General features: G+C 48.0%; 22 protein-coding genes. 10 read left to right on the top strand and 12 right to left on the bottom strand.

The window, feature by feature from the left end:
* Window positions 1-151: 151 nt before the first annotated feature.
* Both F5971_RS17005 and F5971_RS17010 read left to right on the top strand, forming a co-directional pair.
* Complete coding sequence (locus F5971_RS17005; protein ID WP_193496254.1) at window positions 152-1,819, top strand: HD domain-containing phosphohydrolase; 1,668 nt, start codon at window positions 152-154, stop codon at window positions 1,817-1,819.
* Window positions 1,816-2,586 (top strand): 3',5'-cyclic-nucleotide phosphodiesterase, encoded by a 771-nt coding sequence (locus F5971_RS17010; RefSeq protein WP_193496256.1) that lies wholly within the window; start codon window positions 1,816-1,818, stop codon window positions 2,584-2,586. Before F5971_RS17005 ends, F5971_RS17010 begins: the two co-directional genes overlap by 4 nt.
* Here F5971_RS17010 and F5971_RS17015 read toward each other — a convergent pair.
* Entirely contained in the window at window positions 2,542-3,747 is a 1,206-nt protein-coding gene (locus F5971_RS17015) for a DUF3095 family protein (protein ID WP_223116355.1), read from the bottom strand. The two genes, F5971_RS17010 and F5971_RS17015, sit on opposite strands and share 45 nt — an antisense overlap.
* A 225-nt stretch (window positions 3,748-3,972) precedes the next feature.
* Between F5971_RS17015 and F5971_RS17020 the strand changes: the two genes are divergently transcribed.
* The 3 genes from F5971_RS17020 (at window position 3,973) to F5971_RS17030 (ending at window position 7,824) form a co-directional block, all read left to right on the top strand.
* Complete coding sequence (locus tag F5971_RS17020) at window positions 3,973-4,971, top strand: iron ABC transporter substrate-binding protein (RefSeq protein ID WP_036511593.1); 999 nt, start codon at window positions 3,973-3,975, stop codon at window positions 4,969-4,971.
* A gap of 151 nt (window positions 4,972-5,122) precedes the next feature.
* Window positions 5,123-6,736 carry an ABC transporter permease gene (locus F5971_RS17025; protein WP_202806864.1) on the top strand — a complete coding sequence of 538 codons (1,614 nt, stop codon included), beginning with the start codon at window positions 5,123-5,125 and terminating at the stop codon, window positions 6,734-6,736.
* Window positions 6,733-7,824, top strand: coding sequence for an ABC transporter ATP-binding protein (locus F5971_RS17030; RefSeq protein ID WP_081763835.1), 1,092 nt, complete (start codon window positions 6,733-6,735; stop codon window positions 7,822-7,824). The genes F5971_RS17025 and F5971_RS17030 overlap by 4 nt, the downstream gene beginning before the upstream one ends.
* A 66-nt stretch (window positions 7,825-7,890) precedes the next feature.
* Here F5971_RS17030 and F5971_RS17035 read toward each other — a convergent pair whose 3' ends face one another.
* From F5971_RS17035 to pilB, 3 genes are read right to left on the bottom strand one after another with little or no spacing between them, the layout of a single operon-like run.
* On the bottom strand, window positions 7,891-8,748 hold the full coding sequence (locus tag F5971_RS17035; protein ID WP_036511596.1) for a prepilin peptidase: 858 nt from the start codon (window positions 8,746-8,748) through the stop codon (window positions 7,891-7,893).
* A gap of 8 nt (window positions 8,749-8,756) precedes the next feature.
* Window positions 8,757-9,986, bottom strand: coding sequence for a type II secretion system F family protein (locus tag F5971_RS17040; protein ID WP_036511599.1), 1,230 nt, complete (start codon window positions 9,984-9,986; stop codon window positions 8,757-8,759).
* Window positions 9,987-10,003: 17 nt separating this feature from the next.
* Window positions 10,004-11,722 carry a type IV-A pilus assembly ATPase PilB gene (gene pilB, locus F5971_RS17045; protein ID WP_281348361.1) on the bottom strand — a complete coding sequence of 573 codons (1,719 nt, stop codon included), beginning with the start codon at window positions 11,720-11,722 and terminating at the stop codon, window positions 10,004-10,006.
* Window positions 11,723-11,859: 137 nt separating this feature from the next.
* On the opposite strand from pilB, the gene F5971_RS17050 reads away from it, so the two are divergent.
* Window positions 11,860-13,452 (top strand): sensor histidine kinase, encoded by a 1,593-nt coding sequence (locus F5971_RS17050; RefSeq protein ID WP_051514442.1) that lies wholly within the window; start codon window positions 11,860-11,862, stop codon window positions 13,450-13,452.
* Between the two features lie 2 nt (window positions 13,453-13,454).
* Window positions 13,455-14,888: a sigma-54-dependent transcriptional regulator gene (locus F5971_RS17055; protein ID WP_193496261.1), complete on the top strand. Its 1,434-nt coding sequence runs from the start codon at window positions 13,455-13,457 to the stop codon at window positions 14,886-14,888.
* 20 nt (window positions 14,889-14,908) lie between these two features.
* On the opposite strand, the gene ppsR is transcribed toward F5971_RS17055, so the two are convergent.
* Window positions 14,909-15,730 carry a posphoenolpyruvate synthetase regulatory kinase/phosphorylase PpsR gene (gene ppsR / locus F5971_RS17060; RefSeq protein WP_036511602.1) on the bottom strand — a complete coding sequence of 274 codons (822 nt, stop codon included), beginning with the start codon at window positions 15,728-15,730 and terminating at the stop codon, window positions 14,909-14,911.
* Between the two features lie 255 nt (window positions 15,731-15,985).
* Here ppsR and ppsA point away from each other — a divergent pair, with 255 nt between their 5' ends.
* The 3 genes from ppsA (at window position 15,986) to F5971_RS17075 (ending at window position 21,169) form a co-directional block, all read left to right on the top strand.
* On the top strand, window positions 15,986-18,352 hold the full coding sequence (gene ppsA / locus F5971_RS17065; RefSeq protein WP_193496263.1) for a phosphoenolpyruvate synthase: 2,367 nt from the start codon (window positions 15,986-15,988) through the stop codon (window positions 18,350-18,352).
* A gap of 107 nt (window positions 18,353-18,459) precedes the next feature.
* Entirely contained in the window at window positions 18,460-19,857 is a 1,398-nt protein-coding gene (locus tag F5971_RS17070) for an AmpG family muropeptide MFS transporter (protein WP_246187834.1), read from the top strand.
* On the top strand, window positions 19,847-21,169 hold the full coding sequence (locus F5971_RS17075; protein WP_193496266.1) for a flavohemoglobin expression-modulating QEGLA motif protein: 1,323 nt from the start codon (window positions 19,847-19,849) through the stop codon (window positions 21,167-21,169). The genes F5971_RS17070 and F5971_RS17075 overlap by 11 nt, the downstream gene beginning before the upstream one ends.
* A gap of 88 nt (window positions 21,170-21,257) precedes the next feature.
* Here F5971_RS17075 and F5971_RS17080 read toward each other — a convergent pair whose 3' ends face one another.
* The 7 genes from F5971_RS17080 to F5971_RS17110 all read right to left on the bottom strand — a co-directional run bounded on the left by F5971_RS17080 (window position 21,258) and on the right by F5971_RS17110 (window position 25,281).
* Window positions 21,258-21,785: a GNAT family N-acetyltransferase gene (locus F5971_RS17080; protein ID WP_193496269.1), complete on the bottom strand. Its 528-nt coding sequence runs from the start codon at window positions 21,783-21,785 to the stop codon at window positions 21,258-21,260.
* On the bottom strand, window positions 21,782-22,060 hold the full coding sequence (locus F5971_RS17085) for a type II toxin-antitoxin system TacA family antitoxin (protein WP_193496271.1): 279 nt from the start codon (window positions 22,058-22,060) through the stop codon (window positions 21,782-21,784). Before F5971_RS17085 ends, F5971_RS17080 begins: the two co-directional genes overlap by 4 nt.
* A 118-nt stretch (window positions 22,061-22,178) precedes the next feature.
* Window positions 22,179-22,871, bottom strand: a complete 693-nt coding sequence (locus F5971_RS17090) for an SDR family NAD(P)-dependent oxidoreductase (RefSeq protein ID WP_193496273.1) — start codon at window positions 22,869-22,871, stop codon at window positions 22,179-22,181.
* A gap of 172 nt (window positions 22,872-23,043) precedes the next feature.
* Window positions 23,044-23,448 carry a type II toxin-antitoxin system VapC family toxin gene (locus tag F5971_RS17095; protein WP_036511720.1) on the bottom strand — a complete coding sequence of 135 codons (405 nt, stop codon included), beginning with the start codon at window positions 23,446-23,448 and terminating at the stop codon, window positions 23,044-23,046.
* Window positions 23,449-23,461: 13 nt separating this feature from the next.
* Window positions 23,462-23,695, bottom strand: coding sequence for a type II toxin-antitoxin system VapB family antitoxin (vapB, locus tag F5971_RS17100; protein ID WP_036511619.1), 234 nt, complete (start codon window positions 23,693-23,695; stop codon window positions 23,462-23,464).
* A gap of 99 nt (window positions 23,696-23,794) precedes the next feature.
* Entirely contained in the window at window positions 23,795-24,607 is an 813-nt protein-coding gene (locus tag F5971_RS17105; RefSeq protein ID WP_337588634.1) for an ABC transporter permease, read from the bottom strand.
* Window positions 24,604-25,281 (bottom strand): ABC transporter permease, encoded by a 678-nt coding sequence (locus F5971_RS17110; RefSeq protein WP_036511623.1) that lies wholly within the window; start codon window positions 25,279-25,281, stop codon window positions 24,604-24,606. The genes F5971_RS17105 and F5971_RS17110 overlap by 4 nt, the downstream gene beginning before the upstream one ends.
* Window positions 25,282-25,341: the final 60 nt, after the last annotated feature.

A 25,341-nucleotide genomic window follows, 5' to 3' on the forward strand; every position in this document is an offset into this window, starting at 1 on the left:
GATGAATGGTCCATCCTTATTGGCGGAATGCGCGAGGTTTATGCTCGGAAGTTTAGGTGTTTTTCAAACAATCAAGGTATTTCAGATCACTTTACTAGGATATCTGTGCTATTCTTTCAAACAAATAGGTATGTAAAGCGGGGGCTTGTTGATGTCGAATTCATCTGCCGAGGGTGATGCTTCTTATCAGCAAATAAAACGTCTAAATCAAATTGGCATCGCGCTCTCTTCACAGCGGGATAAGCGCCAGCTTTTGTCCCTCATACTAACGAGCGCTCGTGAGCTTACGGGCGCTGAAGCAGGCACTCTCTATATCCGCGAAACCAGCACGCTGTACATGCGTGAAACGGATGTGCCATCACTCAGATTTGATATCGTTCAAAATGATCGTCTTAATATTAATCTGGGTGGTCGAGATCAATCCCCAGTGGATAATTTCCCCCCGATTCCCTTGTTAACAGAAGACGGCAAACCCAATAACAAAATGGTCGTGGCTTGGTCTGTGAATAACAACCGAACGGTGAATATTCCAGACGCCTACGCCCATGAAGGCTTTGACTTTTCGGGGACACGAGCCTTTGATCAGCGCACGGGCTATCGTTCCTGCTCATTTTTAACGGTGCCACTTTCTGACCACGATGGACACGTGATTGCAGCCCTGCAGTTGATTAATAAGCTAAACGACAAGGGCAAGATCTCCGCATTTACACAAAAGGACCAAGAGTTAGCAGAGTCTTTGGCCTCCCAAGCGGCCATGGCTATTATTAACCAGCGTCTGATTAATGAAATGAAAACGCTGTTCGATAGCTTTACACGTGTTATTGCAACCGCTATCGACAGCAAGTCACCGCATACGGGTAATCACTGCCGCCGCGTACCTGACGCAACACTGATGCTGGCCGAGGCCGCTTCGCGTTCAAACCATCCCGCCTTAAGCGATTTTAAAATGACCGAGGCCGATTTTTATGAGCTAAAAACGGCGGCGTGGTTGCATGACTGTGGAAAGGTGGTAACCCCCCACCATGTCATGGAAAAGTCGCGAAAACTTGAGACAGTTATCGATCGAATCGGCTGGGTAGAGGATCGGCTTGAAATTCTGTTGCGTGATTTACGCATCAATGCTTTAGAACTAAAAATTCAAGTACTAGAGCAGGGGGCGAATGTCTTAGCAGACCTTGAATCCCTCAAGGAAAGAGAGCAAACCCTCTTAGAAGATATGGCGTTTTTACATCAGTGCAATATGGGTGCGGAATTTGTAACAGATGAAGATTTGCAGCATCTTGAGCGCATTCGCAATTATGTATGGGCAGATAAAAAAGGCCATAAGCGCACCTTCTTAACCGACGATGAATATCGCAATCTCTGTATACGCCGTGGCACGTTAAATCCCGAAGAGCGTAAAATCATGGAAGGCCATATGACCGCAACCTTGAGCATGCTGGAGCAACTGCCATTTCCTGAACACCTGAAAAATGTTACTGAGTATGCCGTGTGTCACCATGAGCGCATGGACGGTAAGGGCTATCCACGTGGCTTGTCACGCGATCAAATGTCTATACCGGCTCGAATTATGGGCATAGCGGATGTGTTTGAAGCCCTAACAGCACCTGAGCGTCCCTATAAGCAGCCAATGAAGCTGTCGCAAGCGCTCGCCATCATGGGGCGAATGGTTGAGGATAACCACTTGGATCCTGACTTGTTTCAAGTCTTCGTTGAAGAAAAAGTATACATGACCTATGGAGCTAAGCACATGAAACCTGAGCAAATGGATGAAGTGAATCTTCAGGAGCTTAAGGGACTGAACAGGAGTGTTGTATGAAGGTGCAGGTGCTGGGGTGCAGTGGTGGAATCGGAGTCGGTGAATTTACGACCTGTGTTCGCATCAATGAGGATATTCTCTTGGATGCAGGAACCGGTTTGGGATGTTTAACTCAGGCTGAGTTAACTCAGTTGCGTCATGTGTTTATCACGCATTCGCATTTGGATCATGTGTGCTTGCTTCCCATGCTCATTGATAATCAGTTCGAGTTGTTAACATCCCCTATCCACGTATATGGCGTGTCGCCAGTATTGGAAAGTCTGCATCAACACATTTTCAATTGGAAAATTTGGCCTGACTTTACGCAATTGCCATCTGCAGATGCACCTGTGATGGCCTTTACGACCTTAACGTCAAATGAGCCCTTTGAGCTGGGTGGAGTGTCCTTTACGCCCTTTGACGTTGAGCATGTGGTGCCAACGACAGGTTATGCGATTGTTTCGGAAGGCGGTCGACTGTTTGTATTTACCAGTGACACCACGTTAAATGAAGGATTGATTAAAAGCCTTAATCAGATGGGCCCCATTCATAGTCTGATGATTGAATGTGCCATGCCCAGTCGGATGCAAGACCTGGCCATCGCTTCAAAACACATGACACCCACCATGTTGAAAGAATTATTACTCTGCTTGGGAACGATGCCTGAACGAATTCTTATTTCTCATATCAAGCCATACTATGTTGATGAAGTGGAAGCTGAGTTAATGTCATTGCACCTCAAGTCAGAGCTGGTGCTTTTGTCGTCGGGCCAGTTTTTTTTCCTTTAGCATAATCGATGCACGCCAGAAACCGAGCTTGTCACCATCAATAAAATGCACATGCTCATCTGCTTGAAAATCTTCAACTAAACAGGTGAGCGAGGTCGCCTCGCTGAAGGCATAGCCGTAAATGATTTCATTTCGGCTTTCGCCTTTGTCGAGCAATGCCAGAAGTTGGCCAATTTCTTCCAAGGAAAGGTCAAAGACCATTCTGGGGCCTCCAGCTTGCTTGCGAAAGTCACTGTGCAACACGAGAGTATTCAGATAGCGCTTCGCATTAATCGATAAAAACTGTCCTCCAAGTCGCCATCCAAGCCAGAGTAACGCAGAGCCTAGATAAGCACCTAAAATGCGCATGGCTTTTGGCCGAGTAGAAGGGGTGGATAACTCACGTTTCAGAGATTGAATAGAAGGGTGAGTCGGTGGAGAAAGCGCATCACTATTGCCCAAAGGGGATGCTCTGCGCTCTTGGATTAACACGTGGATTTGATCCATCAACGCGCGTATGTGTTCAATACCCACGTCTCCTTCATCAACAGGGTCGACGATTAATGAAACGATTTTCCCTTGTCGGCTTGGGATGGGGTGCCAGCGGCAGGAGAGATTATCGAGGCCCAACAATTCCCCAGACTTGGGTTGAAGTTGACGTTCGGGTTGTTCTTTAACCCAACGATCGGCCTCTGTGATCCCTCTACCTAAAAATAATCCAAACGCATTGCGTGCGCCGACCTGTTGCAAACTGGCATACACAGGAAAGCCAGACGCCTTAAGCTCTTTGACGGCGACAATCCCAACGCGCAAATGAATTCCAAATGCGTCCTGTGCCCAATACGCGAGCGCGGCCAAAACATCAGACATGCGCTCCTGCAAGTCAATCGGGCAGGCGGCTATGATGCCATCCCCACCAAACTGAACAATCGGTAAGGTTGTGCTTGGTTTTAGCAGATGGCTAACGGCGGCTACCGCACCTGCCGCAATAAAATTAATATCTCGATCGCGTCCCTGGCTGGCCAGATCGGTGCTGGAAACAACATCGGCCACTGCAATGATCCACTGATCATCCAGCTCGTCATACCAGCTAAGGTCCGCTGAGTTGACTTCAAAGTTGACAATTCGCTTTAGGCCCATAGAAATTGGTCGTCCGATTTGTTGTAGATCTATGATCAGCATACAGGTGCTGATGTGTTTTGGATCATTACATACAACTTCCGTCGAATATACAATTGAATAGGGTCTTAAAAGACGGATAATTATTTAAAGTTAAATAACAATCATACTTATTTGTATTGACCTTTTGTAAAGAAATGAGAATAATTGCCTTTAAGGTTATGTCGCTGGTCTAAAATGCCAACCGCTTAACGTCAATTCACTTGAACGCTAAAAAGGTTATCTCTTATGCAAAAGAAACTGCTTACGGGTATCGCACTGCTTGGATCTCTGGTCATTGCTCCATTGGCCTCGGCTGCGAGTTTGACAGTCTATTCTGGCCGTGGTGAAGCGCTGGTTCAGCCGATTATCGATCAGTTTGAAAAGCAAACAGGCAATAAAGTTAACGTGCGTTACGGTGATACGGCTCAATTGGCGGTTCTCATTCAAGAAGAAGGTGATCGCTCACCTGCTGACGTATACTGGGGGCAAGATGCAGGTGCAATGGGCGCATTAGCCAATGCAGGTTTGTTAGCCACTTTGCCAGAAGACATCTACAAAGATTTACCGGGTGTATTTACCAGTAAAACCGGCCAGTGGGTTGCGGCCAGTGGTCGTTCACGTGTGATCGTCTATTCAACTGAGCGTGCATCTGCAGATGATATCCCAGCATCTGTATTTGACCTGACAGACGAAAAATTTAAAGGCCGCTTTGGCCTAGCACCAACAAACGGCGGTTTCCAGTCATTTGTAACAGCTATGCGTGTTAAGCACGGTGATGAAGCAACCTTGGCTTGGTTAAAAGGCATGAAAGCCAATGAGCCAAAAATCTACCGCAACAATACCACTCAAGTACAAGCGGTTGGTGATGGTGAGATAGACTTTGCGTTGGTAAATAATTACTATTTACCCCGTTTTGTTGCAGCGAACAGTGAGTACCCTGCGAAGCAGACGTATTTTGCTGAAGGCGACATCGGAAACTTGATGAACGTTGCGGGTGTTGCAGTCCTGAAGAGCAGCAAAAATCAAGACGCTGCCAATGCATTTGTTCAATACATGCTAACGCCTGCTGCACAACAATACTTCACATCGTTTGTGAATGAGTACCCAGTGGTTGAGGGCATTATCCCGAATGCAGTATTGGGTGATCTTGACGAGATGCTGAAATTGGCGCCTGAAATTGATCTGGATCAGTTAGCTGATTTGGAAGGCACATTAAAGCTTCTGCGTGATGCTGAATTGCTGTAAGTATAGTTCAAATACGAAGCGTTGTTCTTGGCAGCGCTTTGTTTAAGTAGAGTCGAAGCCAGTGTTACTTGTAACATTGGCTTTTGCCATTTTTAAATACCAGTGTTTTCGTAAATAGATACTGTGTCAGATCTAACAATAGTGAGACCTAATGAGTAGTACAGTCGTAAAGTCCGTTGCAGTATCAGAGGTGCTAGCGTCCGTTAAAAGACCGCCACTTTATATTCTGGTTCCGGCTTTATTGGTTGCGCTATGCATGCTGATTCCCCTGGTTTACCTTTTTTTACGAGCAGGGCAGGCGCAGCCTGATCAACTGCTTGAGTTGGTGTTTCGACCGCGAAACGCACAACTGCTACTCAACACACTTTCCCTAACGGGTGGTGTCTTGCTAATTTGTACCTTTCTTGCGTTGCCTTTGGCTTGGCTGGTCACGCGCACAAATATTGCAGCGAAGCGCTTTTTAACGATTTTAGCCGTTGTGCCTTTGGCTGTTCCCGGTTATGTCATGGCCTATGCTCTTCTGGGAGTGGGCGGCAATATGGGCGCTTTAAATCAGCTTTTTGGTATCCGGGTGAATAATATATCGGGCTACTGGGGCGCTGTCTGGGCCTTGTCCCTTTACACCTATCCGTACATTTTTTTGAACGTGCGCGCGGCATTGCTAGGCTTGGATTCAAGCCTCGAAGAAAGCGCGCAAAGTTTAGGCTACTCAAAATCCATGGTCTTTTTAAAAATCATCTTGCCGCATCTTCTGCCTGCGTTATTGGCGGGGTACATGGTGGTTGGGTTATATGTTTTAGGGGATTTTGGTGCTGTTGCGTTAATGCGATACGAAGCATTCAGTTACGCTATTTTTACGCAGTATTCAGGTGCATTTGACCGAATCTATGCAGCTTGGTTGTCCATTATGCTGTTAGCACTGGCGGTTTCATTTTTAGTGGTCGAGGCCTTGATCTTAAAGCGTAAGCGCTTAGCCAGCGTCGGCAGTGGGGTTACGCGTCCGGCGCGTATGTTTGAATTAGGTAAGGCATCACCGATTGCGTGGCTTTATATCCTGGTCGTGTTAGGCACTTCAATTGGGTTGCCAGTGGCTATGTTGTCCTACTGGTTACTCATCGCCCCACCGGATGTGAGTATTTTTTGGCAAGTGCCTTGGACCTTTCTTCGCTCGGCCTCGGCCGCTGCACCTGCGGCGATTCTTGCCGCCGCCTTGGCGCTGCCCGTGTGCTACTTATCGGTTCGTTATCCCTCTCGCTTAACCAGCATGATTGAACGTTCTACGTATATTGGTTACGCGCTACCGCCGTTAACCTTGGCATTGGCCATGGTTTTCTTCTCATTGCAAACGGCGTATTTCTTTTATCAAACGCTTGGGCTTTTGATTGTGACCTGGACCTTGGCGACGCTCGCGCTCGCGATGGGGCCTATTCGCAGTGCCATCATGCAAACGCGCGCCAACACCGAAGAAGCGGCCTATGCGCTTGGATACAGCCCAGCGGCTACGTTTTACCATGTTATGTTTCCTCGCTTAAGACGAGGAATTTTGGCGGCACTTGCCCTTGTGTTTCTATTTTGTATGAAAGAACTGCCGATCACCTTTTTACTTGCACCTACGGGTTATAGCACGTTGGCGGTCACCGTCTTCTCGAGGACGTCGGAAGGGATGATGGCGGAAGCCGCTCCTTTTGCGGCCGCCATTGTGATCTTTTCCAGTTTATCCGTGGGTATGGTTCTTAACCGTGAAAAAATTAAGGGGAGCCGATGAACAGTCGTCAAACAGTTGTTGATGGTATTCAGATAGAAGACCCCAATTTAGATCATCGTCCTGAGCAGATTCAGGTTGATCATCTTTGTAAGCGATATCGGGCCAATGATGCGTTTGCTGTCGAGGATTTGTCTTTCACACTGCATAAAGGTGAAATCTTGGCTCTGCTAGGTCCAAGTGGTTGTGGTAAGACGACGACGCTCAGGATGATTGCTGGCTTTGAGCGGGTGGATTCGGGTCGAATTTTTTTGCATGGGCGTGATGTCACTCACTTGTCGCCCCAGCAGCGAAAAATAGGGATCGTGTTTCAAGACTACGCGCTTTTTCCGCATATGACGATTGAGCAAAATGTGATGTTTGCTATGCGTGAAGTTCCGAAGTCTCAGCGTCCTAAAAAAGCCGAATATTGGCTGGATTTGATGGGCTTGGCGGACTTGAAGGTGCGTTACCCGCATGAACTCTCGGGCGGGCAACAACAGCGTGTTGCGCTGGCGAGGACCTTGGCTGCTGAGCCGGATTTAGTGCTGTTAGATGAGCCTTTTTCCAACCTGGATGCATCCTTACGAGAGTCAACGCGCAATGAAATGCGGGCGCTTTTCAAGCGTGCGGAAACAACCGTTATCTTGGTGACGCATGATCAAGCGGAAGCCTTAACCTTCGCTGACACGGTCGGAGTCATGCAGAAAGGGCGTTTAGCTCAAATTGGAACGCCTCAGCATGTCTATCAAAATCCGGCCAATGCCTTTGTTGCGCGTTTTCTTGGGCACACGAATTTGTTGGTAGGAAATGCCGATGGTGGGCGAGTCAAAACCCCCTTAGGTGAGGTGTTGATTGCCGATGGGATTGCAACGGGTGAAGTAAAACTATCCTTGCGCCCTGAAGATCTTCACTTGAGCCCGGCGCCAAGTTGTGATGCGGCGGCGCGTATTATTGCGCGTGAGTTTAGAGGGCACGATTATTTTTACACGCTAGAACAAGATGGTTATCAATATTGCGTGATTACCCCGAGTCATCATTGTTATGATGTCGGCAGCTGGGTCAATATTAATGTATTGCGCAGTGGCTCAGTGTTACCAGAAGCGGGTTGAGCCCGCTGCTGGTTGAGTCGAAGGATAGCTTTGGCAGCCTTCTTATTTAGCTGTCACAGCACTCTGCTATAAGTACCAAGACAAAATAGGTCCACCCCATAAAATAGCGCACCAGCCGGCGAGGGCTAGATAGGGACCAAATGGCATGGGATTGTTGGCTTGATGCTTGCCCGTTGCCATCATAATGATCGCAAATAGAACTCCCGCAACTGAAGAAAACAAAATGGTCATCGGCAGGGTAAGGACACCTCCCCAAGCACCAATCGCCGCCAGTAGCTTGAAGTCGCCAAACCCCATACCTTCTTTGCCTGTTGCCAGCTTAAAAAGCCAATAAACGGACCATAATGACAAATACCCCAGCATGGCACCCCAGACGGCATCCTCTAGCGTGGTAATTAACTCAAAACTGTTCAAGAGAAGGCCAAGCCATAGTAAGGGGAGCGTAATGGCATCGGGCAGTAGCTGATGATCAATATCAATAAAAGTCAGGGCTATCAGCGCCCACGTAAAGACCAGCAGTCCTAGTCCAAGGGTTGTAAAGCCAAACTGCCAGCCGATAAAGCCACCGACACAGGCTGAAAACAGCTCAATTAAGGGGTAACGAGTCGAAATAGACGTTCCACATTGGCTGCATTTACCTTTCAGAAGAATCCAGCTGACAACAGGGATGTTTTCAAACCAGCGAATCAGATGTCCGCATTCTTGGCAGCGAGATCGGGGGTGAGCAAGATTAAATGTACTTGTATCCTCAGGTGTAGCGTCTGGCTGATTAGCCGATTGAATGGCCTCTTGCCATTCACGCTCCATCATAACGGGTAGGCGATAAATAATGACATTTAAAAAACTGCCAACCAATAAAGATAAAGCAAAGGCGGCAATGGCCGCCGATGCTGTATATGCGGGAAAGAGTTCGAACAATATCATGCGTTTTTTTAGACCACGTTACCCAACTGGAAGATTGGCAGATACATCGCAATAACCAACCCGCCCACAAGGGTACCCAAAACAACCATGATCAGTGGCTCAAGCAGGCTGGATAGGTTGTCTACGGCGTTATCGACTTCCTCTTCATAAAAAGACGCGATTTTATCCAGCATGGTATCTAGGGAGCCTGCTTCTTCACCGATTGCAATCATTTGCGTCACCATGGGTGGGAAAATACCTGTGATGACCGTTGCGTTTTGCAAGGATTGTCCCGTTGAAACACCGTTGCGAATTTGAATAATGGCATTTCTGAACACGACGTTGCCTGCGGCACCCGCCGCGGAATCCAATGCTGCCACTAAGGGTACACCCGCCGCAAACGTGGTTGATAAGGTTCGAGTAAAACGAGCAATGGCGGCTTTGAACAGTATGGGGCCAAGGATCGGAATCTTTAACACAAACCGATCCACCGCATCAGAGAATTTTTGCGACTTTTCGAGGAGCTTGGTAAACCCAAAGCCAGCAGCCACAAAGCCAATCAGAGCTAAAAACCAGTATTTTTGCGCCAATTCAGATAAGGCAATAACAAACAGCGTAAATGCGGGGAGGTCTGCGCCAAAGCCTCTAAAGATATCTTGGAACTGCGGCACAACTTTGACCAGCAAAATGGCGGATACAACAATCCCGACCGCCACAACCGCTGCAGGGTAGGTCATGGCTTTTTTAATTTTTGCTTTAAGTGATTCAATTTTTTCTTTGTAAGAGGCGATCCGGTCCAACATCGTCTCGAGAGCACCGGACTGTTCACCCGCTTTGACCAAAGAGCAGGTCAGGTCATCAAAAAACTTGGGATGATTAGCGAGTGCGGATGAAAAGTCAGCACCACCATTCACATCGTTGCGAATGGCATAGATCATTTCTTTTAGCTTTACTTTCTCAGAACCGTTCGCAACGATTTCTAGACCTTGCAGTAACGGAACGCCAGATTTCATCATCGTCGCCATTTGGCGAGTGAAAAAAGCGATATCGAGCGGTTTAATGGGCTTGTTTTTGTTGCCGAATAAAGAGACAGAGGCTTGCTTACCCACTTTTTGTGGGTTTATTCCCTGTTTTCGTAAAAGTGCTTTCGCGGCTGCAACGTTTTCAGCATCGATTTTCCCTTTGCTTTTATTGCCACTACGGTCTTTGCCTTCCCAATTGAAGGTAAACTTTTTCTTTTCCTTTGCTGCTTGTGCCATCTGTTTTCAATCCCTTATCAGGTCTTAATTACGCGGTTCATCTCTTCAAGGCTGGTTAAGCCTCTGGCTACTTTGATCAACCCTGATTCTCTCAAGGTGTGGAATCCTTGTTTACGAGCCACCTTCAGTATATCAAGAGAGTTCCCATTCTCCATAATACACTGTGCAATTTCAGTCGACATCGCTAACATTTCATAAACACCTACACGGCCTTTGTATCCACGATTGCATTTTGAGCAGCCATCAGGGTTTGCTTCAAACAGGTGGAGGTCGGGTATTTGTTCTTCAGTGAAGCCTTCTTCACGAAGGGTAGCATGCGGTAACGTTAACGGTTTTTTACAGGATTCGCAAAGCCTTCGTGCAAGTCGTTGTGCAATAATCAAACTGACCGATGTTGCGACGTTGAAGGCCGGAACCCCCATGTTTCTTAAGCGGGTCAGGGTTTCGGGTGCACTGTTGGTGTGCAGTGTTGACAGTACCATGTGACCTGTTTGTGCCGCTTTAATGGCAATTTCGGCGGTTTCAAGGTCACGAATCTCACCCACCATGACCACATCAGGGTCTTGACGCAAGAAAGAGCGCAGGGCTTCGGCAAAGGTTAAGCCGACTTTGGTATTCACGTGAACCTGGTTGATACCATCCAAGTTGATCTCAACTGGGTCCTCGGCCGTGGAAATATTGCGCTCTGATGTATTCAGGATATTTAAGCCGGTATAGAGTGTCACGGTTTTACCCGAACCCGTTGGCCCTGTCACCAGAATCATCCCTTGTGGCTCCTGTAGGGTGCGCAAGTAGAGTTCTTGCTGCAGTGGTTCGAAGCCTAAACCTTCTACCCCTATTTTTGCACTCGATGGATCAAGAATACGCAATACGATTTTTTCTCCCCACAGAGTGGGTAGAGAGTTAACACGGAAATCGATAGAGCGAGACTTTGATATTTTCATTTTGATGCGCCCGTCCTGAGGAACGCGCTTTTCAGAAATGTCCATTTGCGACATAACTTTAAGACGGGCAGCCAACCGAGTCGATAAATTCAACGGTGGGCGGTGAACTTCTTGTAAAATACCATCAATACGGCAGCGAACTCGATACATCTTTTCATAGGGTTCAAAGTGTATATCCGATGCACCTGTTTTGATTGCATCCATCAGAACTTTGTTAATGAAGCGCACAATCGGTGCTTCACTGGCGGCATCTTCCGCCGAGGGTTCCTCTTCTTTAGAGCTGGCGGTGTCTTGCAAGTCAATATTGTCAAGATCCGCATCGTCAAGATCACCCAGCGTATCCGATTGCTGTTGATCCAGAAACGCATCCAGCGCATTGTTCAATTTGTCCTCTTCGACAATGACCACCTCAGTGGTGATGCCGGTTTGGAACTTGATTTCGTCAACGCCTTGGATGTTGGTAGGATCGGCAACGGCTAGGAACAAACGATTGTCACGTCGCATCAAAGGGAGAACACGGTGTCGGCTCAATAATTTGTCCGAAACCACATCCTTAGGTAGGCTGGCTGTTGGAATCACATCCAGATCGAAAAGTGGCAAGCCAAACTCTTCGGCAGCCGCTGTAGCTGCGCATTGAGCAGTGACTAAACGATTTTTGATGATATAGCTGACAAATGGAAGGTTCTCTTGTCTGGATTTATTCAACGCATCGGTGGCAACCTCTGCCGTAAATACTCCATCCATTACCAATCGTTTTGCCAGTCCGCTGAGCGGCTGAACCACTTGTACCACTCTGTCTCCCACGCTAATCTACTATATATTTGAATTCAGGCAATAAAAGCACAGTTTATCAAACATATCAATTGATAGATTCTGTTCAGCTTCCGCTTTCTTCACTTTTTTCGAATGGATAGGACAAAGATTAGACAATGGATGAGATAAATCGTGCTTGGCGACTTTTACTGCTGCTGACGCTGTACCGCATTTTTTTAGCGGCGGGGTTTGTTGTATTGATGGTGTCGGGTATGCAGCCCATGCCACTCGCGTCATCAAATGCGGATGTGTTTTATTACAGTACATTAGGTTATCTTTGTGTTTCGATTGCATCTTTATATCCTTTACTGCACCGACGACCTCATTATCTGTGGCAGGCCTATGCACTCACGTTGATCGACATCTTAGTCATCATCGTCTGGATGCACTCTAGTGGCGGTGTCAGCAGTGGAGTTGGTATGTTGTTGGTGATCAGTATTGCCAATACCAGCATGATATCGGCTGGAAGAATATCCGGTTTTTTTGCCGCCTTAGCCTCTTTAGCTGTTTTAGCGGAACAAATGTACAGCGTTGCGTTTGGAATGGGAGATCGTGTTAATTTCTCCATGGCTGGGTTGTTGGGGCTAACCTTGTTCGTCACAGCGATATTGGCGAGTGTGTTGGCGAACCGAGCCAGAGAGAATGAGCAGCTGGCTCATCAGCGCGGAATTGATTTAAAAAACATGTCTAAACTCGCCGAGATGGTTATCCAAAAAATGACCACAGGTGTTGTTTTGATCGACAGCCAACGCCAAGTAGTGCTCACGAACTGGGCCGCTCGACAATTATTAGGCGCTCATCATCAGCAAACGCCGATTCATCTTCAGTACTTTAGCCCGGAATTAAATGTACATTTCTTGCGTTTTGAGCGAACCCAGCCCAAAAACACTAAACTATTAATCAAAAATGGCACAGAGTCTTTATTGATGCAGGTGGTTCGGTTGGATGCTTTTCAAGAGGAAGAGGGTCAAAATCACCTGCTGATCTTAGAAGATGCAAATGCATTGGCACAACAGTCGCAGCAAATAAAGCTCGCCGCGCTTGGGCGCTTAACTGCCGGGATTGCGCATGAAGTCCGCAATCCGTTGAGTGCCATCAGTCACGCCAATGCGCTACTGAAAGAATCCCCAGATTTGTCAGCACAGGATGTACGACTGACCGAAATCGTCGAGCAACAAACGCGCCGCATCAACCGAATCGTCGAAGATGTATTGCAACTGGGTAAGCGTGACTCTGTTCAGGCAGAGCATCTGCGTTTACAGGAGTGGCTTCCCCATTTCTTGGCCGAGTTCTACCAAGCCGTGCCGGAGGCCGAATCAAGTTTTACCTTTGAGTCGCCCAAGCAAGAAATTGAAGGATGGTTTGATCCAGCGCATCTGAGGCAAATTTTACATAACCTGTGTCAAAATGCATTTCGTCATGCCTCGCAAGCGCAAGATCCGGCCAGAGTGTTGATTCGCTTTGGCCATATAACTGAGCATCGGGGTTATATTGATGTATATAATAACGGCCCGTCGATCGATCCTGATCATGTTGATCGACTGTTTGAACCTTTTTTTACCACCTCGCCTAAAGGAACGGGGTTAGGGCTGTATATTTCTCGTGAGCTTGCACAAGCCAATCAGGGTGAGCTGCAGTATCGTTCAGATCAAAATAATGGAACCTGTTTCCGAGTCGTGTTCAACACAGCTTTGGTCAAAATGGAGTGAAGATGGAAGACAGAGAAAGCCAGTGTAACGTTTCTCAAGCCGTTGAACCTGCACCCTGTGTGCTGATTGTCGACGATGAGCCCGATATTCTCGAATTAATCGACATTACCCTATCCAGAATGGGTGTTCAGTGTTTGTTAGCGGAAACACTGGCGCAGGCGAATCAGATTCTAAAAGAGGAAGCGCACCGTTCATTGCGCTTGTGTTTAACCGACATGCGATTGCCGGATGGAAGTGGTATGGAGCTGATTCGGACAATTCAGGCACATTATCCCAGCTTGCCAGTCGCGATGATTACAGCACATGGAAATATGACGTGTGCGATTGAAGCGCTTAAGGCCGGAGCGTTTGATTTCCTGAACAAGCCCGTCGATATCAAAACGCTGCGTGAATTGGTGACCTCAGCGCTGCGGCTGACGTTAGAAAAGCCTGCAAAAGTCACAACCTTTTCACAGCATCCACTCTTAGGTGTGTCGGAGCCGATCGAGCAGGTTCGGCGCATGATTGATAAGTTGGCCAGAAGCCAAGCACCTGTCTATATCAGTGGGGAGTCGGGGACGGGTAAAGAGTTAGTTGCCCGTTTAATTCATGCGAAAGGCCCTAGGGCAGACAAACCCTTTATTCCTGTCAACTGTGGAGCCATTCCCGCAGACCTAATGGAAAGTGAGCTTTTTGGGCACCGAAAAGGCAGTTTTACTGGGGCAACTTCACACAAGGATGGTTTATTCAAAGCGGCTGAAGGCGGAACGCTCTTTTTGGATGAGGTGGCGGACTTGCCTTTGGATATGCAGGTTAAGTTGCTTCGTGTGATCCAAGAGAAAGCCGTTAGGCCCATAGGGGCTGCACAGGAAGAGCATGTCGATGTGCGGATTCTCAGTGCCACGCACAAGGATTTGGCCAAAAAAGTGGCCGAAGGCGAGTTTCGAGAGGATTTGTTTTACCGTATCAATGTCATCCAACTGCATCTACCTAGTTTACGGGATCGTCGCAGCGACATCGACGTGCTGATTAACCATTTCTTAAAACAATTGGCGTCAGAAATGGAAGTGCCAGTTCCGCGTTTAACAGACTCGGCCCGCGACGCTCTGAATCAGCATGATTTCCCGGGTAATGTCCGTGAGCTTGAGAATATTCTAGAGCGCGCCATGACCCTGTGTGACAGTCAGCAAATCAGCTGTGAAGACTTGTCTTTACGTATGTCAGCACCGTCTGCTAAACCGTCCCAGGCACGAGACACCCAGTCATCATCCGACTGGCGCGATGAATTCACCTACGCGCAGGAAATCGGTTTAGAAGCCTACTTAGAAACCATCGAGCGCGAGATGTTGACGCACGCCCTTAATGAAACCCAGCACAACAAAACAGCGGCGGCTGCCTTGTTGGGGATTTCATTTCGAACGCTTCGCTACCGACTCAAAAAGCTTAACCTTGAATAGTAAGCTCCAGTGCATGAGGGCTAGACGGCGCGCCGGACTAGCCCAGCATTGGCCATAATACGGGTTGCAATCTCTTCAACGGAGAAGTGCGTCGTGTTAATCGAGGGGATACCCAGTTGAATAAAGCGCTTTTCGACTTCACGAACCTCAAATTCGCATTGCTCCAACGACGCATAGCGGCTATTGGGGCGTCGTTCGTTGCGAATCGCGGCTAAATGGAAGGGGTCAATCGTTAAACCGAAGAGTTTTTGCGAATGTGCCATGAGCGCCTCGGGAATGCCAGGCATCTCAAGATCGTCGATCGTGAGAGGGTAGTTGGCGGCGCGAATACCAAACTGAAGTGCCATGTATAGGCAGGTTGGTGTTTTACCGCAGCGAGACACACCAATCAAGATCACATCGGCTTTTCCATATTGTTGGATTCGCCCGCCATCATCATTGTCCAGTGCAAAGTTGACCGACGCGATACGCTCTTTGTAGCGACGACTTTCATTGATGGCGTGAGATTTACCAACCGAATAGGACGAATGCAATTGCAGTTCATGCTCTAAAGGTTTTAAAAACGTTTCAAAGACATCGATTTTATAGCCGTTTGACTTTGAAATAATCTCACGTATTTCTGGATTAACGATGGTATCAAACACAATGGCAGCCGCTCCATCTGCTCGTGTCGCTGCATCAATTTGCTCAGCCACTTTGATGGCTTTTTCAAGCGTGTCTACATAGGGCAGTGTCAGCATTTCAAAATGAATACCATCGAACTGAGTTAATAAACTGTTGCCCAGCGTTTCCGCCGTAATACCCGTGCCGTCCGATATAAAAAAAGCAGAACGTTTATTCAAAAAAGTCTCCAAGAAAGTCTTAAGCCTTTGTGAGTGTTTGTAATTTATTTACAAGTCTGTCCAGGTCGGGATTTTTTAACCTAACTACAGTATCATTTGTTCTCTGAGCAGATTATAAGAATAGTAAAGCAGCCAAGAGTATCACTCTTTGGGTCTGATTCAAGCCCCTATCATGGTCGTGATCATGAGTGAAACTCCATAACAACGAAACATAGCAACTAAGTGTCATACCCTTCAACCACGGGAGATTGGGCCTTGCAGACGTATGTAATTCGCCTTGAACAAACTGGCATGCAAGATGTAGATAAGGTTGGCGGTAAAAATGCCTCCTTGGGAGAAATGATTCATCAACTGACCGATGCAGGTGTACGAGTGCCTGGCGGCTTTGCGACCACGGCTGATGCCTATCGTGATTTTCTTAGCTTTAACCAACTCACCGAAAAAATAGCGAACCTCCTGGATTCACTCGACACTAACGACACGCGCGCCTTGGCCGAAACTGGCCGCACGATCCGTCAGTGGATCGTGGATGCACCTTTTCAGCCCGCGCTTGAAGAGGCAATCGACAGTGCCTACGCCGAGATGATGCAAGCACGTGAATGTGCCGTTGCGGTTCGTTCCTCGGCCACGGCGGAGGATCTGCCCGATGCGTCATTTGCAGGCCAACAAGAAACTTTTTTGAACGTACGTGGCTTAACGCAAGTTAAGCGATCCATCAAAGATGTGTTTGCATCGCTTTACAATGATCGCGCGATTTCCTACCGCGTACATCGCGGCTTTGTTCACAGCGAAGTGGCACTTTCTGCTGGTGTACAGCGCATGGTACGCAGTGAAACCGGAGCTTCTGGGGTCATGTTTACCATCGACACTGAATCCGGGTTTCCGCACGTGGTGTTTATTACCGCCGCCTACGGACTTGGCGAAACAGTGGTGCAGGGGGCTGTGAATCCAGATGAGTTCTACGTCTATAAGCCGACTCTCAAGCTCGGTGCTCCGGCGATTTTAAGGCGAACACTCGGCACGAAAGCCATCAAAATGGTCTACGCCAGTGAAGACGGTGGCAGTGCTGTTGAAACCGTTGATGTCTCCCGAGAGGATCGTAACCAGTTTTGCATTAACGATGCTGACGTTGAGGCGTTGGCAAAAATCGCCGTGATTATCGAAAACCATTACGGTCGTCCAATGGATATCGAATGGGCGAAAGACGGCGACGATGGTCAGCTGTACATTGTACAGGCGCGACCTGAAACCGTTAAAAGTCAGAATTCTCAAGCGGTTATTGAACGCTATCTCCTAAAAGAAAAAGGCAAAGTGCTCATTGAGGGGCGCTCTATTGGGCATCGAATCGGCTCTGGTCAGGTTCGAATCGTGTATCATCTTGATCAAATGCACGAAGTTCAACCGGGCGATGTCCTTGTTACCGATATGACCGACCCCGATTGGGAGCCCGTGATGAAGCGTGCGGCCGCCATCGTGACCAATCGCGGTGGACGAACCTGTCATGCGGCGATCATCGCCCGTGAACTGGGTATTCCAGCCATTGTTGGCTGTGGCGATGCCACCGAGCGCTTGCACAATGATCAGTGGGTGACAGTCTCATGCGCCGAAGGAGACACTGGGCGTGCTTACGAAGGGCGTTTGGCATTCGAACATCAAACCAACAGTGTCGAATCCATGCCTGCCTTGCCTTTTAGTATCATGATGAATGTCGGCAATCCAGATCGTGCCTTTGACTTTCAATCCCTACCCAATGCTGGTGTTGGTCTGGCTCGGTTGGAATTCATCATTAACCGCATGATTGGTGTGCACCCAAAAGCCCTGTTGAATTTTGATCAACAAAGCCGTGACACTCGCCAGATCATATCGCGCCGGATTGCAGGTTATGCATCACCCGTTGACTTCTACGTGGATAAGCTCGTGGAAGGAATTTCCACTCTGGCGGCGGCGTTTTACCCACGCAAAGTCATAGTGCGGATGTCCGATTTTAAATCCAACGAGTACGGGCATCTGATCGGTGGTGATCGTTATGAACCAGCAGAAGAAAACCCCATGCTCGGGTTTCGAGGTGCCGCACGTTATATCTCTGAAAGCTTCCAAGACTGCTTCGAACTTGAATGCCGTGCCTTAAAGCGCGTTCGTGACGAAATGAAGTTAACCAATGTCGAAATCATGGTGCCCTTTGTCCGGACTGTGGGCGAAGCGCGTCACGTCGTTGAGCTGTTGGCCGAAAATGGTTTGAAGCGCGGAGAAAATGACCTTCGTGTGATTATGATGTGTGAAATACCATCGAACGCACTGTTAGCCGATCAATTTCTTGAGTACTTTGATGGCTTCTCCATTGGCTCCAACGACCTCACTCAGCTCACGCTGGGCTTGGATCGTGACTCGGGCATCGTTGCGCACCTGTTTGATGAGCGCAATGAAGCGGTCAAAATTCTCCTCGAAATGGCCATTAATGCCTGCCACAAAGCCAATAAATACATCGGTATTTGTGGGCAAGGCCCGTCGGATCATCCAGATTTAGCCCGTTGGCTGATGGAAAAGGGGATCGACAGTGTCTCGCTCAATCCAGACTCTGTTCTGGATACTTGGTTTTTCTTGGCCAATGAAGAAAAAAGCTAGTCGTTATTGCCAAGCCCGAGGCCGTCGCGCCTCGGGCGTCGCATCGGCATAATGACAGCAGATCAAGACCCGCGCCTATAGAGTTAACGCCTAGAGTCCGTATAATATTGAGCGTACGGAAGGCTTCCAAGTTTTCTATCGACACTCACTCAAGGAGCGATACGATTAACCTGATCAACATCCTAACCGCTTGGTTTACCCCTTACCGCGATAAGCGCATGATTACTTTGCTGGCACTTGGTTTTTCAAGTGGCCTGCCAGCTCCGCTTGTCTTTTCGAATTTATCCATTTGGTTGCGCGATGAAGGCGTGAGTCGCTCCGACATAGGCCTGTTTGCACTTGCCGCCACACCCTATGCGATCAACTTTTTATGGGCCCCTTTACTGGATCGCTTGCGGATTCCCTATCTTACCGCACGCTTTGGTCGGCGCCGGAGCTGGGCACTGGTCTCGCAAGTGGGCTTGATGCTGGCCATTTTGTATTTGTCATTGTTTAACCCAGCCGATGGGCTCTTTATGATGGCTGTCGCCGTCTTGGGTGTGACCTTCATGTCGGCCACTCAGGATATTGTGATCGACGCCTATCGTATCGAAATTCTCGACACCCATCAGTACGGTAGTGGTTCGGCAGCGGGCATTTGGGGTTGGCATTTAGGTGGAACGCTGATTGGGGGCGCTGGTGGACTGTATTTAGCGCACAGTCTAGGCTGGAATATTGCTTACCTGCTTCTCGGCTGCATGGTGTTGGTCGGCATTATGGCTGTGTTGCTCAGCCCTGAACCTAAAATCTATGTCACCGATGAAACACGGGCAGAGGAGGCGCGGGCGCTGGCGCATCTGGAGCGTTGGTCTGCGTTGCCGAGGCTGCCGCGCAGAGTGATAGGGTGGCTATACGTGACTTTGTTAGCGCCCTTAATGGAGTTTACGAAGCGAGAAGGCTGGGTGCTGATCCTGGTTTTCATTTTTATCTTCAAGCTGGGTGATGCCTTATTGGGCCGCATGTCCGGTGTTTTTTACCGTGAGCTTGGTTTTACTCTGCCCGAAATCGCAGAAGTTGCCAAGGTGTACGGCCTAACAGCCAACCTGATTGGTATTGTTATTGGCGGGATTCTCGTGGCGCGTATTGGCATACTGCGTGCCTTGTTTTTGGCGGGTTTTTCAACAGCGGCCACTAACTTGACCTATTCTTGGTTGGCGGCTTCCGGTCAATCGATGGGCGTGTTTATATTTGCCGTGGCGTCCGATAACTTTACAACAGGGCTGGTCACTGTGGCCTTGGTCGCTTACTTATCCTCCCTGTGCAACAGTGCCTACACTGCGACGCAATATGCGTTGCTGGCATCTTTGGCGAACCTCGCCCGAATTTGGTTCTCGGCATCAAGCGGTATTATGGTCGATGCCTTGGATGGCGATTGGACAGTATTCTTTACGCTCTGTGCGGTGATTGCACTTCTTGGGCTGCCGTTATTATGGGTGATTATGAGGCGTTATCCGAATGTATCTTGAGCATCTGCGTCAGTTATCCGATCGACTTGTCGCTATTCAAAAACCCATTATGATTCTAGATGCCATAAAATGGCCTGCTCAGGTGCAAACCGAGTTTTTAGAGGGGAAAGGTAAAACCTTACCCAATATTGATCAGGCCTTTTACGAGCAGCAAGCCCTGCGTTTTGCTCCTGACGTTGTCAGAGAAGAGTTAAAGACGCTGAGATCCGATATCTGCCGATTGCTGGGTGGTACGGATGGGCTCGGGCGCATCTTATTGCAAAATATCGAACAGTACCTCTTGGTCATCGACATGCTGGAAGGGCGCGGCACTAAGGCGTTTGGGGTTTGCAGCCAAGCGCTGTATGGTTCTGCGACGGACAAGATGCGTGGTGATAAAAAAACCTTGCTTGAACTAAGCGAGCGCCTGTGTCGAACCTTTTCATCGGCTGCAGCCGAGCATTTAAAGCGTCCGTATGGCAATGATATTCCAGCTGAAAAAGCCGTCGAGATGTTGTCGGCGAAATTGAATGCTTACTTTAACGAAGGCGATATTCGTGTTCAGCTGTCCAATGGTATTGTCTCCGACGCCGCAGCCGGTGGCGACGTTATTAAGCTGAACGAGCGTGCGTATTTCTCCGAATTGGATCTGCAAGTGCTGGAAGTTCACGAAGGTTGGGTGCACGTCGGCACGACGCTAAACGGTCGTCGTCAGCCCTATGCCACTTGGCTGGGTGTGGGGTCGCCCCGTATTACCGCACATCAAGAAGGCTTGGCAGTTCTTATGGAAACGCTGACCTTTAGTTCTTTTCCGCAACGTGCACGGCGAGTGAGTGACCGAGTCGTGGCCATCAGTCTGGCGGAAGACGGTGCTGATTTTGTCGAAGTGTATCGGCATTTTATTGATAAAGGCTTGTCCGAGCATGACAGCTATCGCGTTACCCAGCGCGTATTTCGGGGTGGGTGCGTCGAGGGGGGATCTGTGTTTACCAAGGATCTCTCGTACATAAAAGGCTTTGTCGAAAACGTTAACTTTATCAAAAGTGCAATAGAGTCGGGTGTGCCTGAAATTCTGCCTATGATGTTTGTTGGCAAAGTCACACTCGATGACTTGCCCATACTCTATGAGCGTTATTTAGAAGGCGTGATCGCGGCACCTGATTATTTACCGCCAATGTTCCGTGACCTTAACGGGCTTTTTGTCTGGTTTGGTTTTTCGAGCGGAATGAGCTTGGTGAATTTAGGTCGAGTGCAGGCCCATTACTCAGACGTGTTTGCAAAACTGCCTCACACAACCCCTGTGTATACGACGCAGATTATGACGGAGTTTTAGTGTTTATCAGTTTGAGAAACCTTGGGTTGAGCAATTCCAAGTGCGATTAGCAAAATCCCGCGTAAACCATCGCCCGGGCGGTGAGCAGTCACAGCTTGCCTGCTACAGCTAATGCAGAATGGATTGTTTTGAACGATAAAAGTAACGACAAAGGAGCGTTCAGTAATGGAACTGCTCCGTAGCTTTCATACCAAGTTGCGACGCGATTATTTTTTGCATCAATCAGCAGAGCAACCCCGCCAGCTTGCATTGCAACCAAGAGGCAACGACGCCCGGCGGCGAGTAGTAACTGCCCACCCAAACCTTGCCCTTGCCACGCTATATTAACAGCAAGACGACCCAGCCTAAATACAGGGACTTCATGACGAGCTAGACCGTATTTAATTACTTCAGGTGTACGCTCATACGCAATAGATGCAGGGCTTAGTGTGTAATACCCAAGAACTGTTTTAGCATCATGATCTGATATTGCGAGATATGTTTTAGCACCACCTTTTTCATGATTTTGTCTTGCATGAAGGCGCAGAAATTGATTTAACTGCTTATCACCACAGTCGAATGTTGAACGATTATGAAACTTGCTGACTGGCTCTTCGCGCCAAGCTGGCAAGCTCATGTTCGCTTCGGCAATGCAAAGGCTGCCGCTAATAGCTTTTCATTGGGCGCAGGTGGGTGATCCAATAAATCCAGCACGCGGAGGCTGTCTTTTTCGGACAGAGCCAGTCGTTCATTATCATCAATGACCTTCTGTGCCACAGATATGACATTACGAATTACGAAATCGGTTAAGTTGGTGTGCTGTAATGCAGCTGCGCGCATTAACAATAATTTTTCATCCGATGCGATTCGGAAGGATACGCGGTCATTGGTTCCTATTGGAATTTGAGGCATGGTATGGCCCTCCTACATGTATGTACTGAAATACTACGCTATAAAAGAATTAATTTCAATTTGTACTCATTGAAGGTGTACAGCTTAAGTCAAATCGCTCTACTATCTGACTTGTTCATCACCAACCAATTTCAGACCCATCCCAATGCCAGAAGCGTCCAGATTGCTCAGGAGTGACTTGCTTGTCTAGCACGCTGATTAAACACGCTGCAGCGTCTTGGGGTGTTTTGAGTTGTCCCTCGGGCAGTCGCGCCTGAAAGGGTTGAGACAGTCTTGAGTCGGTTGTACCCGGGTGATAGGACGCAATCGCTGACATAGGGTAGCGACGTTGCCATTCAATTGCAGTGGTTTTCACCAACATATTCAGCGCCGCTTTACTGACGCGATAGGCATACCATCCCCCCAATTTATTATCGCTAATGCTGCCCACTTTAGCGGATATCGTTAACAGCTTTAACGCCGTGTTACGCTTCATTCTTTCGGAAAGGTGCTCTATAACAGCCGCCGTAATCAGTGTATTGGCTGCAAACGCCTCTAAAAAGCGCGACTCGTTCAGATCCTCAAGGCGCTTTTCAGGAGGGTGCTCATCGGTCCAGAGCATGCCGGTGGCAATAATAATCTTGTCGGGCTGTGGAAGGGTCTTTAAGCTGGCTTGGATAGACGCCCAATGCCAGTCAGCCAATTGATACGTGGAAAAATTATCTTCAACAGGGCGACGACTCAATAAATGTACTTCATCACCTTGGTTTGAAAGCGCTTGAGCAACGGCTAACCCAATTCCACCAGAACCTAAAACCCAACTGATCGCCATTATGACCTCAATAGTTTAATGCACATTTGACTTTATATACGAGCAAACAGTCGTGATTGGATTAAAAGTGCCAAAATAGAAACTAATATGTTTCTTTATGATTGATAGCAACATATGGGTTTCACTATGCATTCACTCCTCAAGCAAATTAAACAGCGCCAGAGGGGGGCGCCTAGCTACCAACCCAGTCTTCAACTACAAGCCCAGAAACTCTATTAAATTCTCGAGTATTGTTAGTGACTAGGATGCATTGCGCTGAGATGGCATGTCCGGCAATGGCTGTATCATTATTGCCGATAGGGGTACCTAGGGCGATCAAGGCCTTTTTGACCTCTGTTGTTGCTTCGACAGCGGCTTTATCCCATGGAAGTACGTCGTCAAGGCGTTTTAGAAATTCATTGACAAGAATTGCATGTTTGGGAAGTGCTTTTTTGCCTAACAAACCAAATAGCATCTCTTGATAAGTGATTGCGGAAATAACAATCCTATGTTGATCTGAAGCGATTGCTTGTAATCGTTCAAGAACAGAAATAGGATGCTCTCGCATAATGTATGAGCATATGCAGGTGTCGAGCATGTAAGTAGTGTTATTAATCAAAATTAAAACGGCCTTCGTCTAGTATTATGCTTTCACGCTCGGTTAAAAAGTCTTTATCAGACTTCTCAACATCTTTAAAGGATAACCAGTCTGGACGAGTAGGGCGTAACGTAATAACGTCACCGTACTTGGTTATTTCTAGTTCACTAACTCCTTCAAACTGCATTTCCTTCGGTAAGCGAACTGCCTGATTTTTGCCATTTTTAAAAATAGAAACTGTTTTCATGATCGCCACATTTGTCTTCTATGCCTGATGTTTCGAGTATAGGTGGCAAAAGACATATGTCAAGCATATGTCTGGGTTCGCATTCCTTTGCTCCCTCAATCAACGCACACTGTCTTCTAAATGTTTATCTTTAATTTGCGGATCTAAATTATTGATTTTCATATCCTGAGCGCGTTGATGTGCGTTGAATAGATTCTCGAGAAGTCGGAAAAAGCCAATCAGCACCGCCGTCAAAATCAAATAAATAAAACCCGCCAATAAGAAAAACTCAAGGCTCAGATAGGTCCGAGAAATGGCTCCTCGGGTGGCACCCATTAAATCCAGCAGGGTGATTGTCGATGCCAGTGCGCTGCCTTTTAACATCAGAATCACTTCATTCCCATACGCAGGCAAAATGATGCCAAACGCACGCGGTAGGATGACGTGTTGATACTGTTGGCGCTGGCTCATACCTAATGCCTGAGCGGCCTCCGTTTCACCTTTAGGAACCGCTTGAATTGCACCTCGGAAGAGTTCTGCGATGTAGGCAGACGTATTCAAGCTAAATGCGATGATCGCACACCAATAGGGTTGGGAGAGCACATCGGTCCATATCCAGCCTAAGTTACGCAGGCTCTCGAATTGAGACAAGCCATAATAGACCAAGAAAATTTGCACCAGTAAGGGTGTGCCGCGGAAAAAGAAAATGTAGCAATAGGGGAAGACCCACAGCCAAGGGTTCTTGGAAATGCGCATCAGTGCCAGTGGAACCGCCATCAAAAAGCCAATAACGCCGCTGAGTAGAACCAATTGTAGCGTGATCCATACCCCATCCATTAGACGCGGCAAATAACGCGCATAGGAGTCCCATGGCTCAGCGCCCTGTGTTAATGTCAGTAGCCACTGTGACAGTTGAATTATTAAATCACTCATGAGCGAGCTCCTTGCCATGGGCGGTTGGCACGCTTCTCAAGTAAGCGAATCACTTGCATGCTGATAATGGTCAGCAATAAATAAATCAGTGCAGCCATCAAATAAAAAGTAAAGGGCAGTTTGGTGAAGCCAGCTGCTACATAGGCTTGGCGCATCAAATCATCTAAGCCAATCACCGACACCAGCGCCGTGTCTTTTAACAACACAAGAAACAGGTTGCCAAGACCGGGCAGTGCGACACGCCAAAGCTGTGGCAATAAAATACGGCTAAAGGTTTGCCAGCGTGTCATGCCAATCGCCATGGCAGACTCGCGTTGCCCTTTAGGGATTTCTTGCAGAGCGCTTCTAAATACTTCTGTTGCATAGGCGCCAAATGCGATAGAAAGTGCTGTAACACCTGCAGCAAAAGCACTGATTTCTATGTACTTATCAAACATGCGCAGCAGGATTTCGGTGGTACCAAAGTAAATGATCAGCACCAATAAAAGCTCAGGAATACCTCGAATCAACGTCGTGTAGGTGGTCGCAATCCAGCGTAAAATTCGAATAGGGGACAGCTTGGCTGCCGCGCCCAGCAGGCCAAGAATTAAACCAAAAAAGAGACTGGTAAATGCCAGCTTTAAAGTGATCCAAGTGCCTGCTAACAGCAGGTGACCAAAACCATGAAGATCCATGCAATACTCACAATGCGGATTGGTGAGGGTTGTGATGTCCGTTAAGACATCACAACGAGC

Origin of the sequence: Nitrincola alkalisediminis, assembly GCF_009821115.1 — a bacterium.
Classification (GTDB): Bacteria; Pseudomonadota; Gammaproteobacteria; order Pseudomonadales; family Balneatricaceae; genus Nitrincola; species Nitrincola alkalisediminis.

Excerpts from the sequence above, each read along its gene's own strand:
- F5971_RS17020 (WP_036511593.1), top strand. The coding sequence starts at position 3,973 with ATGCAAAAGAAACTGCTTACGGGTATCGCACTGCTTGGATCTCTGGTC.
- F5971_RS17050 (WP_051514442.1), top strand. The coding sequence starts at position 11,860 with ATGGATGAGATAAATCGTGCTTGGCGACTTTTACTGCTGCTGACGCTG.
- F5971_RS17075 (WP_193496266.1), top strand. The coding sequence starts at position 19,847 with ATGTATCTTGAGCATCTGCGTCAGTTATCCGATCGACTTGTCGCTATT.
- F5971_RS17030 (WP_081763835.1), top strand. The coding sequence starts at position 6,733 with ATGAACAGTCGTCAAACAGTTGTTGATGGTATTCAGATAGAAGACCCC.
- F5971_RS17025 (WP_202806864.1), top strand. The coding sequence starts at position 5,123 with ATGAGTAGTACAGTCGTAAAGTCCGTTGCAGTATCAGAGGTGCTAGCG.
- F5971_RS17085 (WP_193496271.1), bottom strand. The coding sequence starts at position 22,060 with ATGCCTCAAATTCCAATAGGAACCAATGACCGCGTATCCTTCCGAATC.
- F5971_RS17105 (WP_337588634.1), bottom strand. The coding sequence starts at position 24,607 with ATGAGTGATTTAATAATTCAACTGTCACAGTGGCTACTGACATTAACA.
- F5971_RS17005 (WP_193496254.1), top strand. The coding sequence starts at position 152 with ATGTCGAATTCATCTGCCGAGGGTGATGCTTCTTATCAGCAAATAAAA.
- F5971_RS17090 (WP_193496273.1), bottom strand. The coding sequence starts at position 22,871 with ATGGCGATCAGTTGGGTTTTAGGTTCTGGTGGAATTGGGTTAGCCGTT.
- vapB (WP_036511619.1), bottom strand. The coding sequence starts at position 23,695 with ATGAAAACAGTTTCTATTTTTAAAAATGGCAAAAATCAGGCAGTTCGC.
- F5971_RS17055 (WP_193496261.1), top strand. The coding sequence starts at position 13,455 with ATGGAAGACAGAGAAAGCCAGTGTAACGTTTCTCAAGCCGTTGAACCT.
- F5971_RS17110 (WP_036511623.1), bottom strand. The coding sequence starts at position 25,281 with ATGGATCTTCATGGTTTTGGTCACCTGCTGTTAGCAGGCACTTGGATC.
- F5971_RS17040 (WP_036511599.1), bottom strand. The coding sequence starts at position 9,986 with ATGGCACAAGCAGCAAAGGAAAAGAAAAAGTTTACCTTCAATTGGGAA.
- F5971_RS17010 (WP_193496256.1), top strand. The coding sequence starts at position 1,816 with ATGAAGGTGCAGGTGCTGGGGTGCAGTGGTGGAATCGGAGTCGGTGAA.
- F5971_RS17080 (WP_193496269.1), bottom strand. The coding sequence starts at position 21,785 with ATGAGCTTGCCAGCTTGGCGCGAAGAGCCAGTCAGCAAGTTTCATAAT.
- F5971_RS17015 (WP_223116355.1), bottom strand. The coding sequence starts at position 3,747 with ATGCTGATCATAGATCTACAACAAATCGGACGACCAATTTCTATGGGC.
- F5971_RS17035 (WP_036511596.1), bottom strand. The coding sequence starts at position 8,748 with ATGATATTGTTCGAACTCTTTCCCGCATATACAGCATCGGCGGCCATT.
- F5971_RS17095 (WP_036511720.1), bottom strand. The coding sequence starts at position 23,448 with ATGCTCGACACCTGCATATGCTCATACATTATGCGAGAGCATCCTATT.